General features: G+C 61.9%; 12 protein-coding genes. 11 read left to right on the top strand and 1 reads right to left on the bottom strand.

The genetic code is table 11. From position 1 onward, the window contains the following. The first annotated feature begins 578 nt into the window (after positions 1-578). The 4 genes from KHO31_RS29535 (at position 579) to KHO31_RS29520 (ending at position 4,705) form a co-directional block, all read left to right on the top strand. Positions 579-1,757, top strand: coding sequence for a quaternary amine ABC transporter ATP-binding protein (locus KHO31_RS29535; protein ID WP_201086297.1), 1,179 nt, complete (start codon positions 579-581; stop codon positions 1,755-1,757). Next, positions 1,750-2,652: a choline ABC transporter permease subunit gene (choW, locus tag KHO31_RS29530; protein WP_201080650.1), complete on the top strand. Its 903-nt coding sequence runs from the start codon at positions 1,750-1,752 to the stop codon at positions 2,650-2,652. The genes KHO31_RS29535 and choW overlap by 8 nt, the downstream gene beginning before the upstream one ends. Before the next feature lie 7 nt (positions 2,653-2,659). Beyond that, entirely contained in the window at positions 2,660-3,661 is a 1,002-nt protein-coding gene (locus KHO31_RS29525; protein ID WP_201080652.1) for a GlxA family transcriptional regulator, read from the top strand. 108 nt (positions 3,662-3,769) lie between these two features. Further along, complete coding sequence (locus KHO31_RS29520; protein WP_201080654.1) at positions 3,770-4,705, top strand: choline ABC transporter substrate-binding protein; 936 nt, start codon at positions 3,770-3,772, stop codon at positions 4,703-4,705. A gap of 126 nt (positions 4,706-4,831) precedes the next feature. Here the strand turns inward: KHO31_RS29520 and KHO31_RS29515 are convergent, their stop codons facing one another. Beyond that, complete coding sequence (locus KHO31_RS29515) at positions 4,832-5,914, bottom strand: GlxA family transcriptional regulator (RefSeq protein ID WP_201080656.1); 1,083 nt, start codon at positions 5,912-5,914, stop codon at positions 4,832-4,834. A 273-nt stretch (positions 5,915-6,187) separates the two neighbouring features. On the opposite strand from KHO31_RS29515, the gene KHO31_RS29510 reads away from it, so the two are divergent. The 7 genes from KHO31_RS29510 (at position 6,188) to KHO31_RS29480 (ending at position 14,785) form a co-directional block, all read left to right on the top strand. Next, the gene (locus tag KHO31_RS29510) at positions 6,188-7,582 is read left to right on the top strand and encodes an L-serine ammonia-lyase (RefSeq protein ID WP_211624735.1); all 1,395 of its coding nucleotides are present in this window, start codon (positions 6,188-6,190) and stop codon (positions 7,580-7,582) included. A 51-nt stretch (positions 7,583-7,633) separates the two neighbouring features. Next, positions 7,634-8,878: a sarcosine oxidase subunit beta family protein gene (locus KHO31_RS29505; RefSeq protein ID WP_115777505.1), complete on the top strand. Its 1,245-nt coding sequence runs from the start codon at positions 7,634-7,636 to the stop codon at positions 8,876-8,878. Between the two features lie 26 nt (positions 8,879-8,904). Continuing rightward, on the top strand, positions 8,905-9,231 hold the full coding sequence (locus KHO31_RS29500) for a sarcosine oxidase subunit delta (protein ID WP_201086300.1): 327 nt from the start codon (positions 8,905-8,907) through the stop codon (positions 9,229-9,231). Continuing rightward, positions 9,228-12,230, top strand: coding sequence for a sarcosine oxidase subunit alpha family protein (locus KHO31_RS29495; protein ID WP_201086301.1), 3,003 nt, complete (start codon positions 9,228-9,230; stop codon positions 12,228-12,230). The genes KHO31_RS29500 and KHO31_RS29495 overlap by 4 nt, the downstream gene beginning before the upstream one ends. After that, positions 12,220-12,876 (top strand): sarcosine oxidase subunit gamma, encoded by a 657-nt coding sequence (locus tag KHO31_RS29490; RefSeq protein WP_211624733.1) that lies wholly within the window; start codon positions 12,220-12,222, stop codon positions 12,874-12,876. The genes KHO31_RS29495 and KHO31_RS29490 overlap by 11 nt, the downstream gene beginning before the upstream one ends. A 60-nt stretch (positions 12,877-12,936) precedes the next feature. Next, positions 12,937-13,200: a hypothetical protein gene (locus KHO31_RS29485; protein WP_169488824.1), complete on the top strand. Its 264-nt coding sequence runs from the start codon at positions 12,937-12,939 to the stop codon at positions 13,198-13,200. 166 nt (positions 13,201-13,366) lie between these two features. Continuing rightward, on the top strand, positions 13,367-14,785 hold the full coding sequence (locus KHO31_RS29480; protein ID WP_201080668.1) for an MFS transporter: 1,419 nt from the start codon (positions 13,367-13,369) through the stop codon (positions 14,783-14,785). The last annotated feature ends 146 nt before the right edge of the window (positions 14,786-14,931 follow it).

Genomic DNA, 14,931 nt, shown 5'->3' with positions numbered 1-14,931 from the left:
ATGCAAGGAGCGACACTGCTTTCGGCACGAACCGGCAATCGATAGCCAGGTCGTGCCGTTTCAAATTTTGCCGACAGGCATCCACGCTGGACCGGGGGACGCAATGAGCTTTTCTGCTGAGATTTGGGCGCTCGCGCGCATGTGCTGCATGTACCCGGTACTGGGCTGTCTTGCGATCTGGTATTTTTCGCGCGCGGACCGTTTGCTGCAGGTTGTTCGGACCCGTCATTGAGCATCGATCGTTGATCTTGATGTCCATCTCGCGGACGCGCAGCGGCGTCCGTTGAGTCAACGTGCGCGTGCTGCACCGCGGCAAGCGTACCTGTCACGTCCCCCACAGCCGTTTTTTCCGCCGGGACCGCCCTGACTTGCTCTGGCGCGACACGCCCGACCGATCACCCCAACACCTCGCAAACCCTTGTCCAACAGGGCTTCGCCGGCCGTCCGCCCGTTCTCGTACGGCAGCGGTGTCGCATTTCCACATGTGGTTGTCGGAAATAGTCGGCTAGGCATACTTTTTTCTGGCAACTATGTATGCACAGCGCGGACGGACGTCCGCCACGCTAGGAGAACGTTCAATGAATTCCCCCAAGGTCGTGGTCGAAGGGCTGTGCAAAGTGTTCGGCACCAACCCGAAACAGGCGATCGGCATGCTGGCAGGCGGCGCGACGAAAGAGGAAGTGTTCGCGCGCACCGGTCAGATAGTCGGTGTCCATAACGTGTCGTTCGAAGTCAAGGAAGGCGAGATCTTCGTGCTGATGGGCCTGTCCGGCTCCGGCAAGTCGACGCTGATTCGCCTGATCAATCGTCTCGTCGAGCCGACGGCCGGCAAAGTACTGATCGACGGCCGCGATGTGGCCAGCGTACCGCGCTCGGAACTCACGGCGCTGCGCCGCAAGGACATGAGCATGGTGTTCCAGTCCTTCGCGCTGATGCCGCAACGCACGGTGCTGTCCAATGCGGCGTTCGGGCTGGAAGTGGCGGGCATCGGCAAGAAGGAGCGCGAGAAGCGCGCCATGACCGTGCTCGAACAGGTCGGCCTCGCGCCCTTCGCGGAAAAGCTGCCGGCTCAGCTTTCAGGCGGCATGCAGCAGCGCGTGGGTCTTGCGCGGGCGCTGGCGGTCAATCCTTCCTTGATGATCATGGACGAGGCGTTCTCCGCGCTCGATCCGCTCAAACGCAAGGAAATGCAGAACGTGCTGCTCGATCTGCAACGCGAGCAGCAGCGCACCATCCTGTTCGTCTCGCACGATCTCGAAGAGGCCATGCGCATCGGCACGCGGATCGCAATCATGGAAGGCGGCAAGGTGGTGCAGGTCGGCACGCCCCAGCAAATCATCACCAATCCCGCCGACGACTATGTGCGCGCGTTCTTCGAAGGTATCGACACCAGCCGCTATCTGACAGCTGGCGACCTGATGCAGACCGACGCGGTGCCGCTCATGCAGCATTCGCCGCAGATCGACGCCTCGAGTGTGGCCGCGACGCTCAACGGCAGCGCTGACTACGCGTTCGTGCTCGACGCCGAGCGCAAGATCCGCGGCTTCGTGTGCCGCGATGCGATGGGCAGCGCGTCGCCGAAGCTCAATCAAATCGAGTGCATCCGCCGCACTACGCCTTTGGACGACGTCGTCGAGCGCGTGGTCGCGAGCCGTGCGCCACTGCCGGTCGTCGAAGCGGACGGCTCCTACTGCGGTTCGGTCAACAAGACGAACGTACTGAACGTTCTCACGCGCCATCGAGGTTCTCATGTCTGAAGTCATTCCACTTGGCGCCTGGGTCGATCACGGCGTTCACTACCTGCTCGACCACGACGCAAAAACCTTCGACTCCATCGGCAAGGTCATCGAGAGTTTTGCCGCGCTGATCGAACATGGTCTGCAAGCGGTGCCGATGTGGGCGCTGATGGCATTTTTCGTGGGCGTCGGTTTATGGCGGGTGGGCTGGCGTTTCGCGCTGTTCACGTTGCTGGCGATGCTGCTGATCTACGGCACCGGCTTCTGGGATCAGATGGTGATCACGCTCGGTCTAACGCTCTCATCGACCTTGATCAGCCTGCTGCTCGGCGTGCCGCTTGGCATCTGGACCGCGAAGAGCCGCACTGTCGAAATGATGGTGCGCCCCGTGCTCGATCTGATGCAGACCATGCCCGCGTTCGTCTACCTGATTCCGGCGGCGATGCTGTTCGGTCTCGGCCGTGTGCCGGGGATTCTCTCCACGGTGATCTTCGCGATGCCGCCTGCTGTGCGCCTCACGTCGCTCGGCATCAAGCATGTGAATCGCGAAATCGTCGAAGCAGGGCAGGCGTTCGGCTGTACGCCCTTGCAATTGCTCTACAAGGTGCAGTTTCCGAACGCACTGCCGTCGATCATGACCGGCGTGAATCAGACGATCATGATGGCGCTCTCGATGGTGATCATCGCCTCGATGGTGGGCGCGGGCGGTCTGGGCAACGACGTGCTGGCGAGTATTCAGCGGCTCGATATCGGCCTCGGCTTCGAAAGCGGCCTCTCGGTGGTGATGCTTGCGATCATTCTCGATCGCATCACGGAAAGCTTCGGCCGGTCGCCGGGTACGGCGCGGGCGCCGCTGCTGTCGGGCTTGCGCAGCGTCATGAAGGTGCGCCGCGCGCCGACGGCGCAGCACAGCTGAGCCGCCTATGAAGCGCGACGCGATCTCACCTGTTGTTGAGGCCCCATCCGATTCCCCGCTGGCCGGGCTCGCGCACTTCGGCTTTCTGACGCTGCCAAACTTTTCGATGATCGCATTTACGAGCGCGGTCGAAGTGCTGCGTATGGCCAACTACGTGGGCCGCGCGCAGCACTACACGTGGTCCGTGATTACGCCTGACGGCGAGCCGGCGCGAGCGAGCAACGGCATCACCGTGAAGCCGACCACCACGCTGGCCGAAGCGGGCATGCCGGATGTGCTGATCGTCTGCGCCGGCTGGCATGTGCGCGATTACGTCGACGAGACGATCGTCGCGTTGCTGCAGGACGTTGCGTCGAAAGGCATTCCGCTTGGCGGCATTTGCACGGGGCCGTACGCGTTGCTGGCTGCAAACCTGCTCGACGGATATCGCTGTACCGTGCACTGGGAAGACATGTCGCCGTTGCACAAAAGCTACCCGCACGTGCGTTTCGCGGATGAACTGTTCGTGATCGACCGTGACCGGATGACCTGCACCGGCGGCACCGCGCCGCTCGATCTGATGCTGAACCTGGTCGGTATGCGCCTCGGTCAGGCAGTCGCGGCGCAGGTGTCCGAGCAGTTTATTGTCGAGCGGATTCGCGGTTCGACCGATTATCAGCATATTCCCGTCGACGCGCGGGTCGGCTTCTCGCGCGCGGAGTTGATCGAAGTGGTGCGGTTGATGGAAGCCAATATCGAAGAGCCGTTATCGCTGGATGAACTCGCGCGGCTAGTGCAGTTGTCGCAACGTCATTTGCAGCGCATGTTCAAGATGTTTTTGAGCGTGTCGCCGACGCACTATTACCTGACGCTGCGTTTGCGTCGTGCGCGCGAACTGTTGCGCAATACGGATGCGTCGATTGCGCGAGTGACGGCCGTATGTGGTTTTCATTCGCCGTGTCATTTCAGCAAGGCTTACCGCGCGCAGTTCGGTCACGCGCCGAGTGTCGAGCGGCGGCTGTCGGCGTAGATGAGTCTACGTACATGAGTTGGCATCAATGTAGTTGCAGTAAAGAATCGCGCCCGGAAAATCCGATTAGTAAAACCAGTAAAGCATCAATCACCCTGAGGGAACGCCATGAAACGTTTGTGGGCTGCGTCGTTGTGCGCGCTGTCGGTGTCGTCTGTCTTTGCCGCGGAACCTGCCACCTGCCGGGACGTCCGGTTCGCCGACGTCGGTTGGACCGATATCGCCGCGACGACCGGTCTTGCCTCGACGGTGCTGGAAGGGCTCGGCTATAAGCCGACCAAGACTATTGCCTCGGTGCCGATCACCTTCGCGGGGGTGAAGAGCAAGCAGATCGACGTGTTCCTCGGCTACTGGTCGCCGACCATGGACCCGATGATCGATCCGTTCAAAAAGGCCGGTCAGCTCACCGTGCTACCCACGCCGAACCTGACTGGGGCGAAATACACGCTGGCTGTGCCGGACTATGCGTACCAGGCGGGCATCAAGACGTTCGCTGACATCGCGAAGAACTACGACAAGCTCGACGGCAAGATCTATGGCATCGAGCCGGGTAACGACGGCAATGCGCTGATCAAGAAGATGATCGACAGCAACCAGTACGGCCTTGGCAAGTTCAAGCTGGTGGAGTCGAGCGAGGCGGGCATGCTGGTCGAAGTGAATCGCGCGGTTCGCGACAAGAAACCGATCGTGTTTCTCGGCTGGGAACCGCATCCGATGAACGTGCAGATGAAGATCGATTATCTGTCCGGTGGCGACGACGTGTTCGGCCCGAACTACGGCGAAGCCAAAGTCCTGACGGTCGTCCCGAACGATTACTCGACGCGTTGCCCGAACGTCGCGAAGCTGGTGTCGAACCTGCACTTCACGACCGATATCGAGAACCATGTGATGCTGCCGATCATGAACAAGACCGATCCGAACAAGGCGGCAAAGGATTGGCTCAAGGCGAATCCGGCTGTGCTCGACAAGTGGCTAGCGGGCGTCAAGACGTTCGATGGCAAGGACGGTTTGCCGGCGGTGAAGGCTTATGTCGCGGGGCAGTGAGGCGTGAGGGTTTAGCTTGGGCTTTCGCGCCGTTCCGGCGGCGCGAAAGCGGAACTGCAAAACCTGACCCGCCGATTTAGCCGGGAATCCAGGTCTGCAAAACGACGTGGGCAACAAACACCGCGCTCAAATCGCCTGAGCCCGGCCCGGGAACGTTTCGTCATATCCCGAGCCCTCATCCACTTCCGCCGCCGTACCACGTTGCTCACGGTACATCATCGGCGGTAAGCCGAACTGCTTGCGGAATTCGCGACCCAGATGCGAGGCATCGGAGAAGCCACAACTCGACGCGATATCCGCCACCGTCTTATCCGAACTCGTCAGCAGCCACGCCGCAGTGCGCAAACGCACCTGCTTCGCGTAGGCCTGCGGCGCCTTGCCGGTTTCCGCCTTGAAGAGCCGCTCGAGTTGACGCGGCGAGAGGTCCAGCTTGCGTGCCAGTTCATCGAGCGACAAGGAACGCCCCACGTGCTGCTCCATCAGCAGAATTGCGCGCTTCACCTTCGGATGCGAGGCGGGTGCCAATCCTGGCGGGTGCGGCTGCGGCGCGTTGCCCTTCTGCATATCGTCGACCAGCAGAATCCGCAGCGCCTTTTGCACCGTGGCCGTCTCAAAGTGCCGCAGCAGAATCGCCGCAGCCACGTCGATCGATGCCCGCCCACCGGAACACGTAATACGTCGACGGTCGATCACGAATAGCCGGTCCGCCACCAACGCGTCCTCATTGACCGCCGGAAAGCGTTCGATGAAATCCCAGTAGTGAAACCAGCTCACGCAAATGCGGTGGCCGTCCAGCACGCCCGCGCGCATCAGCGAAAACACGCCGGTGCACATGCCGACCAGCGTCGCATCGGTGGCGGCGGCACGGCGGATGAAGGCCAGCGTCGCATCGTTCGCGGCCGGCCCGGAATGCAGCAGGCCGCCCACCACAACGACGTAGTCAAACGGTTCAGCGTTGTCGAACGTTTCCCACGGCGTGATCTGGATCCCGCAACTCGCGCGCACCGGAGCGAGGGTTTCCCCTATTACGCTCCACGAACAGCGCACGGGCTTGCTGAAGTCGCCTTCATCCGCGGACAGGCGCAGCAGGTCGACGAACCCCGAGAACGCCGTCAGCGTGAAGTTCGGCAGCAGGATGATGCCGAAGCGGATGCGCTGCTTCGAGGGGCCGTCGATCGATTGAAGGGGAAGCGGTTCAGCGGAATTCATGCATGCAGCCAGCAAGGGAAAGGGTTGAAATCAAGCATAGCACCGGGAATCGGGGCGCTTCATCAGCATCGCCAGCGGCAACGTCCGCGCCTGTCGCAAATGCGTCAGAAGTCATCGCAAATACGCCGCCGCGCTTGGCCGGCGGCCCGCTTGACGCCACTATCCCACTGGCATGCCGTTTTTATTCTATCGGTCCAAATTGACCTGCGGTGCAATAGGGGCTAGTTCAAGCCAAACCCGGCAACCTAAGCACCGCAACGTATAAGGCACGCCATGAACGTCAGCGTCTTCGATCTGTTCAAGATCGGCATCGGTCCCTCCAGCTCGCACACGGTCGGGCCGATGATCGCCGCATGCCGTTTCGCTTCGCATATCGAAGACGCCAACCTGCTCGGCTTCGTACGCCGCGTCAAGGTCGACCTGTTTGGCTCGCTCGGCGCGACCGGGAAAGGGCATGGCACGGACAAGGCGGTGTTGCTCGGCCTCGAAGGCAATCTGCCCGATCTGATCGACCCGGACGTGATCGAACCGCGCCTGCAGGCGATCCGCGAGACGAAGCAACTGGTGCTGCTCGGCAAGCATCCGGTCAAATTCGAGGAGCGCGAGTACCTCGGCTTCTTTCGCAAACTAATGCCGGGCGCACCGGGTTCGAGCATCGTGCATCCGAACGGCATGCGTTTTCAGGCCTTCGACGAAAACGGCCAGCTGTTGGTGGAGAAAGAGTATTACTCGGTCGGCGGCGGCTTTGTGATCAATCGCGAAGGCGACCGCGTCAACGGTTTGCGTGCCGGCGCGGAAGTGCCGTTTCCGTTTCGCACCGGCGACGATCTGATGCGCGTGTGCCGCGAAACCGGTTTGTCGATCGCCGAGATCACGCTGCGCAACGAATGCGCGTCGCGCAGCGAACAGGAAGTGCGCGAAGGCTTGCTGGCGATCTGGCGCGTCATGTCCGCCTGCGTCGAACGCGGCTGCAAGGTGCGTGGCGAGTTGCCCGGCCCGATGCATGTGAAGCGCCGCGCCGCCGACCTGTGCGCGCAATTGCGTTCGCGCTCGGAAGAGTCGCTGCGCGATCCGCTGTCGATGCTCGACTGGGTCAATCTCTACGCGATGGCCGTGAATGAAGAAAACGCCGCGGGTGGGCGTGTCGTCACCGCGCCGACCAACGGCGCAGCAGGCGTGATTCCCGCCGTGCTGCATTACTACGTGAAGTTCATGCATGCGTCGAACGACGAGGGCATCGTCACCTTTCTGCTGACGGCTGCCGCGATCGGCATCATCTACAAGGAAACGGCCTCGATCTCGGGCGCCGAAGTGGGCTGCCAGGGCGAAGTAGGTGTCGCGTGCTCGATGGCCGCAGCGGCGCTTGCCGCCGTGATGGGCGGCACGCCGACGCAAGTCGAAAACGCTGCCGAAATCGGCATGGAACACAACCTCGGCATGACCTGCGACCCAGTTGGCGGCCTCGTGCAGATTCCCTGCATCGAACGTAACGCGATGGGCGCGATCAAGGCGCTGAACGCCGCGCGCATGGCGATGAAGGGCGACGGCCAGCATTACGTGTCGCTCGATAACGTCATCAAGACGATGCGCGAAACCGGCGCGGACATGAAGACCAAATACAAGGAGACGTCGCGCGGCGGACTCGCCGTGAACGTCATCGAGTGCTGAACTGAACGAGTTAAGAAGCAGAAAGTATCAACAGGAACCCAAGGACCCACAATGAGCCGCTATTCGATATTCAGCCTGTTGCGCAACGGGATGTCGTATCACGAAAACTGGGAGCGTCAATGGAAGAGCCCGGAGCCTAAGCGTGAATACGACGTCGTGATCGTCGGCGGCGGCGGGCATGGTCTCGCCACGGCCTACTACCTCGCGAAAGAACATGGCGTACGCAATATCGCCGTGCTGGAGAAGGGCTGGATCGGCGGCGGCAATACCGCGCGCAATACGACCATCGTCCGCTCGAATTATCTGTGGGACGAATCGGCCGCGCTTTATGAAAAAGCGATGAAGCTGTGGGAAGGTCTGTCGCAGGACCTCAACTACAACGTGATGTTCAGCCAGCGCGGCGTGATGAACCTCGCGCACACGCTACAGGACGTGCGCGACACCGAGCGCCGTGTGAATGCGAACCGGCTGAACGGTGTGGATGCCGAATTCCTCACGCCGGAGCAGATCAAGGAAATCGAGCCGACCATCAATCTGAACAGCCGCTATCCGGTGCTCGGCGCGTCGATTCAGCGGCGCGGCGGTGTGGCCCGGCATGATGCGGTTGCGTGGGGGTTCGCGCGTGGTGCGGATCAGGCCGGCGTCGATATCGTGCAGAACTGTCAGGTGACCGGTATTCGCCGCGACGGCAGCCAGGTGGTCGGCGTGGATACCACGAAGGGCTTCATCAAGGCAAAGAAGGTCGCGGTGGTGGCGGCGGGCAACACGTCGACGCTCGCTGATATGGCCGGCATTCGCTTGCCTTTGGAGAGCCATCCTTTGCAGGCGTTGGTCTCTGAGCCGATCAAGCCCGTGGTCAACACGGTGGTGATGTCGAACGCGGTGCATGCCTACATCAGCCAGTCCGACAAGGGCGATCTGGTGATCGGCGCTGGTGTGGATCAGTACACGGGCTTTGGTCAGCGCGGCAGTTTCCACATCATCGAAGGCACGCTCGAAGCGATCGTCGAAATGTTCCCGGTGTTCTCGCGCGTGCGGATGAACCGCCAGTGGGGCGGCATTGTCGACGTGTCGCCGGATGCGTGCCCGATCATCAGCAAGACCGATGTAAAGGGGCTTTATTTCAATTGCGGCTGGGGCACGGGCGGCTTCAAGGCGACGCCCGGTTCGGGCTGGGCCTATGCGCACACGATCGCGAGGGACGAGCCGCATCCGCTGAACGCGCCGTTCTCGCTGGACCGCTTCTACACCGGTCACCTGATCGACGAGCACGGCGCCGCCGCGGTTGCCCACTAACGCTCACCACCACAGAGGAAACCCAGATGCTGCTGATCGAATGCCCGTGGTGCGGGCCACGCGCCGAAACCGAATTTTCTTGCGGCGGGGAAGCGGATATTGCGCGTCCGCTGGACACCGACAAGCTTTCCGACAAGGAATGGGGCGACTACCTGTTCATGCGCAAGAATCCGCGCGGCGTGCATCGTGAGCAATGGTTGCACACGCAAGGATGCCGCCGCTGGTTCAAGGCGCAGCGCGATACGGTGAGCTACGAGATTCAGGGCTACGAGGAGTTCGAACGTCCGCTGCTCGCGATGGACAGCAACGAGGCTAAAGCACAAGACCAGGCACACGAGGGCAAGGCATCATGAGCCAGAAAGACCGACTCCCTAGCGGTGGGCGCATCAACCGCGCGATCGTTCTGAACTTCACGTTCAACGGGCGCAAGTATCAGGGCTATCAGGGCGACACGCTCGCCTCCGCGCTGCTTGCGAACGGCGAGCACTTCGTGGCGCGCAGCTGGAAGTACCACCGCCCGCGCGGCATCGTGACGGCGGGTGTGGAAGAACCGAATGCGATCGTGCAACTCGAAACCGGCGCGTACACCGTGCCCAATGCGCGTGCAACTGAAGTGGAGTTGTATCAGGGGCTCGTCGCGACCAGCGTGAACGCCAAGCCGAGCATCGAGAAAGACCGCATGGCGATCAACCAGAAGTTCGCGCGCTTCATTCCGGCGGGCTTCTATTACAAGACCTTCATGTGGCCGCGCAAGTTCTGGCCGAAGTATGAAGAAGTGATCCGCGATGCGGCCGGTCTCGGCAAGGCGCCCGAGCAAACCGATGCGGATCGCTACGACAAGTGCTTTGCGCATTGCGACGTGCTGGTGGTCGGCGGTGGCCCGACGGGGCTGGCGGCCGCGCATGCGGCGGCGTTGTCCGGCGCTCGCGTGACGTTGATCGACGATCAGCCCGAACTCGGCGGCTCGCTGCTGTCATGCCGCGCGGAGATCGACGGCAAACCGGCGCTGCAATGGGTTCACAAGATCGAGGACGAGCTCCGGCAGATGCCCGACGTGAAAATCCTGTGCCGCAGCACCGCATTCGGTTACCAGGACCATAACCTCATCACCGTCACGCAGCGGCTCACCGAGCATCTGCCGGTATCGCAGAGAAAGGGCACGCGCGAGCTGATGTGGAAGATTCGCGCAAAACGCGTAATTCTCGCAACGGGGGCGCATGAGCGGCCGATCGTGTTCGGTAACAACGATCTGCCGGGTGTAATGATGGCTTCGGCTGTGTCGACGTACCTGCATCGCTATGCGGTGTTGCCGGGACGTAATGCTGTAGTGTTCACGAACAATGACGACGGTTATCAATGCGCGCTCGATCTGAAAGCGGCCGGCGCGCAGGTGACGGTCGTCGATCCGCGCGCGAGCGAATCGAAGGGCACCTTGCCCGCGCTGGCACGGCGCTACGGCGTCAAGGTGATGAACGGCGTGGCCATTACGGCCGCGCATGGCAAGCTGCGCGTGTCTTCTGTAGATATAGCGTCGTATTCCAATGGACAGGTCGGTGCGAAACAGAGCGAGCTGCCCTGCGATCTACTGGCGATGTCCGGCGGCTGGAGCCCGGTACTGCATCTGTTCGCGCAGTCGGGCGGCAAGGCGCATTGGCATGACGGCAAGGCCTGTTTCGTGCCGGGTAAGGCGATGCAGGCGGAGACGAGCATCGGCGCGTGTGCCGGCGACTTCACGCTGGGACAGGGCATTCGCTTCGCGGTCGACGCCGGTATCGAGGCGGCGCGTGCGGCTGGCCACATCGTGGCGCGGCCGAATCCGGTGCAGGTCGCCGAGATCGCCGAAGCGAAGATGCAACCGCTGTGGCTCGTCGGTGGCCGCGAACTCGCGACGCGCGGGCCGAAGCAGTTCGTCGACTTCCAGAACGACGTCTCGGCGGCCGATATTTTCCTGGCGGCGCGCGAAGGCTTCGAATCGGTGGAGCACGTAAAGCGTTACACGGCGATGGGTTTCGGCACCGATCAGGGCAAGCTCGGCAACATCAACGGCATGGCGATTCTCGCGCAGGCGCTGGGCAAGACGATTCCCGAAACCGGCACGACGACGTTCCGTCCGAACTACACGCCTGTCACGTTCGGCACGTTTGCGGGCCGCGAGCTGGGCGAGTTTCTCGATCCGGTGCGCAAGACAGCGGTGCACGAATGGCACGTGGAAAACGGCGCGGCCTTCGAGGACGTGGGCAACTGGAAACGTCCGTGGTACTTCGCGAAACCAGGTGAGGACATGCACGCCGCAGTCGCGCGCGAGTCGCTCGCGGTGCGTACGAGCGTTGGCATTCTCGACGCCTCGACGCTCGGCAAGATCGACATTCAGGGCCCCGACTCGGCGAAGCTGCTGAACTGGGTTTACACGAATCCGTGGAGCAAGCTGGAAGTCGGCAAGTGCCGCTATGGCCTGATGCTCGACGAAAACGGCATGATTTTCGACGACGGCGTGACCGTGCGTCTCGCCGACCAGCACTACATGATGACGACCACCACGGGCGGCGCGGCACGCGTGCTCACGTGGCTCGAACGCTGGCTGCAAACCGAATGGCCGGACATGCGCGTGCGGCTTGCTTCCGTGACGGATCACTGGGCGACCTTCGCCGTGGTCGGTCCGAACAGCCGCAAGGTCTTGCAGAAGGTCTGCCAGGACATCGACTTTGCGAACGCGGCGTTTCCGTTCATGAGCTATCGCGAAGGCACTGTGGCGGGTGCGGCATCGCGCGTGATGCGGATCAGCTTCTCAGGCGAACTCGCTTATGAAGTGAACGTGCCCGCGAACGTCGGACGCGCGGTGTGGGAAGCGCTGATGGCCGCAGGCGCGGAGTTCGACATCACACCGTACGGCACGGAAACCATGCACGTGCTGCGTGCTGAGAAGGGCTACATCATCGTCGGTCAGGATACGGACGGCTCGATGACACCGTACGACCTCGGCATGGGCGGCCTGGTCGCGAAGTCGAAAGACTTTCTCGGCAAACGTTCCTTGACGCGAACGGACACCGCGAAGGCGGGGCGCAAGCAACTGGTCGGGCTGCTCTCGGACGATCCCTCGTTCGTGATTCCCGAAGGCTCGCAGATCGTCGCCGGTCCTTTCCAGGGCGATACCGCGCCGATGCTCGGCCACGTCACATCGAGCTATTACAGCCCGATCCTGAAGCGATCGATTGCAATGGCCGTCGTAAAGGGCGGTCTCGACAAGATCGGCGAAACGGTCACGATTCCGCTCGCGAGCGGCAAGCAGATTGCAGCCAAGGTCACCAGCTCGGTGTTCTACGACAGCGAAGGAGCACGTCAACATGTGGAATGAAACAAGAGGGACGGTGTCGGCGGTGGATCGCGCTGTCGGAAAGCAAACGGGCGTGTGGCAGGAATCCCCGCTGGTCGGTACGGATGCGCTGCTGAAAAAGCATCAGACGACGGCGTCGGCGCTCTTCAGGCTGAGCGAGCGGCCGTTTCTCGAACTCGTGAACGTGCGTGGCGATACGCGCGATGCGGCATTCGTGAAGGCGATAGAGACAGTGATCGGCTGCCGGCCACCGGAGAAAGCGAACACCATCGCCCGCGGCAACGGCTACGACATGCTGTGGCTCGGTCCGGACGAGTGGCTGGTGCGCTCGGCAATGGCGCACGACGCGACACGTACTGCGCCGCTGCAGGCGAAACTCGGTGCAGCGTTTGCCGGTGTGTTCGCGTCGGCGGTGGATATCGGCAGTGGCTATACGGTGCTCGAAATTAGCGGTACGCACACACGTGACGTGCTGGCGCGGGGTTGCCCGCTCGATCTGCATCCGAAATTGTTCGGGGAAGGGCAGTGCGCACAGAGTCACTTCTTCAAGGCATCGATGACGCTGTTGCCCACCGGCGCGGACAGTTTCGATATCGTCGTGCGCCGTAGTTTTGCGGACTACTTCGTCAAGATCATGCTCGATGCGGCTGCGCCGCTGATGTCGTGAAGCGCGGCGAGCGGTGCCTCAGCAAGGCACCTCTCGTGGCTTTCCCGGCCGCTGACTGACATGACATCGACACGTCTAGCCACCGCGCGTCTCACCGAGCGTGCGTGCCACCAGGGCGATGCCCATGCCGCGCTCGCGCTGCTCGATCAGAGCATCGTGTTGCGGCACCGGCGCATCGCGCTGATCCGCTATCTCCTCGCGCAGCAGCTGGGCGCACCGCTGCAGTCGCGGCATCACGAATACGTTGAAAAAATCGCCGCTCGCTTGAGTGCGGATGCGCTCGCGCGTATCGCCGGCGCTGCGCGTGCGCGGTTGCGACCGTAGGACTCGCATTCGTCGGTGCGCGGTGGTGAACCCAAAGCACTGGGACGACGCTCCCATCCCATCCCCATGACGCATTTCTTCTATGTGGCCGATTTATGTCGGCGTCTACTGAAATGCACTGATCGGAACGTCCACGCGGCCGTCGCCGCACCAACGAGGGGATCACATGTCTACCGCTTTTCAGCCACGCGCGAGCGCAGCCGCCAGACTCGAGCGACTGCCGTTTTCCGGATATCACCGGACCATCTTTATCATCATCGCGATCGCATTTTTCTTCGACTCGGTCGATCTCGGCACGATGACCTTCGTACTCGGCTCGATCAAGACTGAATTCCATTTATCGACCGCGACGGCGGGGCTCGTTGCAAGTGCGAGCTTCTTCGGCATGGTGATCGGCGCGGCCGTCGCCGGACTACTGGCTGATCGCTTCGGACGGCGCCCCGTATTTCAGTGGAGCATGGTGCTGTGGGGACTCGCGTCGTATCTGTGCTCGACCGCGCAGAGTGTCGAAGCGTTGATTTTCTATCGCGTGCTGCTCGGTTTCGGCATGGGCATGGAGTTTCCCATCGCGCAGACGCTCTTGTCCGAATTCGTGCCCGCAGCGTCGCGCGGACGATTGATTGCGCTGATGGACGGCTTCTGGCCGCTCGGTTTCATCACGGCGGGTGTGGTGTCGTATTTCGTGTTGCCGACGTTCGGGTGGCGCACGGAGTTCGCGCTGCTGGCGATTCCCGCTGTGTTCGTGCTGATCGTTCGCCGCGTCGTGCCGGAATCGCCGCGCTGGCTGGAACATCGCGGACGTATCGCCGAAGCGGACAAGATCCTCGCCGAAGTCGAAGTGAAGGTGATGAAAGCGGCCGGCCTGAGCCAGTTGCGCGCGCCGGTGATGTTGCAGGAACCGCCGGCGGCGAAGGGCACGAGTGCGTTTCGCGAGATCTGGAGCATGGCTTACCGGCGCCGCACGATCATGGTGTGGACGCTCTGGTTCTTTGCGTTGCTTGGATTTTATGGGTTGACGTCGTGGCTCGGCGCGTTGATGCAGCAAGCGGGCTTTGCGGTGACGAAGTCAGTGTTGTATACGGTGTTGATCTCGCTCGGCGGGATTCCAGGCTTTATCTGCGCGGCGTGGTTGGTCGAACGATGGGGACGTAAGCCGACCTGTATCGCGTCACTGGCCGGTAGCGCGGTGATGGCCTATGTCTATGGACAAACCGCGCTGCACGCGCAGACGCCGACGCTGCTGATCTGCGCGGGGCTCGCGATGCAGTTTTTTATGTTTGCGATGTGGGCGGTGCTTTACACGTATACGCCGGAGCTTTATGGCACAGGGGCGCGGGCTACAGGATCAGGCTTTGCATCGGCGATCGGCCGCGTGGGCTCGCTGATCGGCCCTTATGTGGTCGGTTTGGTGCTGCCGATGTTCGGGCAAGGTGGTGTTTTTTCACTCGGCGCGATGTGTTTTGTGATCGCGGCGGCGGCGGTGTGGATCATGGGCATCGAGACCCGTGGGCTGGCGCTGGAGACCTTGGTGTCTGAAGCGGTTGAACCGGACGCGCGTGGCGTGTTGAGTCCTGCGCGGGAGTGAATGCCCAGGCGATGGTCGGATCTCGTGCGGGCAAGTCGCTTCTGGTGTGTTAAGTACCGCGCAGATTGACCGCTTACTAGTTGACCAAGGCGTAAAAAAGCCGCGAATCTATCGCGGCTTTGTCGTTGGCACCTGGTTCGATCCGG

This window comes from Paraburkholderia domus (assembly GCF_905220705.1).
GTDB lineage: Bacteria > Pseudomonadota > Gammaproteobacteria > Burkholderiales > Burkholderiaceae > Paraburkholderia > Paraburkholderia domus.
This window is presented reverse-complemented; position numbering and strand designations above follow the sequence as displayed.

Coding starts and splice junctions, on each gene's coding strand:
- KHO31_RS29535 (WP_201086297.1), top strand. CDS start 579: ATGAATTCCCCCAAGGTCGTGGTCGAAGGGCTGTGCAAAGTGTTCGGC.
- choW (WP_201080650.1), top strand. CDS start 1,750: ATGTCTGAAGTCATTCCACTTGGCGCCTGGGTCGATCACGGCGTTCAC.
- KHO31_RS29525 (WP_201080652.1), top strand. CDS start 2,660: ATGAAGCGCGACGCGATCTCACCTGTTGTTGAGGCCCCATCCGATTCC.
- KHO31_RS29520 (WP_201080654.1), top strand. CDS start 3,770: ATGAAACGTTTGTGGGCTGCGTCGTTGTGCGCGCTGTCGGTGTCGTCT.
- KHO31_RS29515 (WP_201080656.1), bottom strand. CDS start 5,914: ATGAATTCCGCTGAACCGCTTCCCCTTCAATCGATCGACGGCCCCTCG.
- KHO31_RS29510 (WP_211624735.1), top strand. CDS start 6,188: ATGAACGTCAGCGTCTTCGATCTGTTCAAGATCGGCATCGGTCCCTCC.
- KHO31_RS29505 (WP_115777505.1), top strand. CDS start 7,634: ATGAGCCGCTATTCGATATTCAGCCTGTTGCGCAACGGGATGTCGTAT.
- KHO31_RS29500 (WP_201086300.1), top strand. CDS start 8,905: ATGCTGCTGATCGAATGCCCGTGGTGCGGGCCACGCGCCGAAACCGAA.
- KHO31_RS29495 (WP_201086301.1), top strand. CDS start 9,228: ATGAGCCAGAAAGACCGACTCCCTAGCGGTGGGCGCATCAACCGCGCG.
- KHO31_RS29490 (WP_211624733.1), top strand. CDS start 12,220: ATGTGGAATGAAACAAGAGGGACGGTGTCGGCGGTGGATCGCGCTGTC.
- KHO31_RS29485 (WP_169488824.1), top strand. CDS start 12,937: ATGACATCGACACGTCTAGCCACCGCGCGTCTCACCGAGCGTGCGTGC.
- KHO31_RS29480 (WP_201080668.1), top strand. CDS start 13,367: ATGTCTACCGCTTTTCAGCCACGCGCGAGCGCAGCCGCCAGACTCGAG.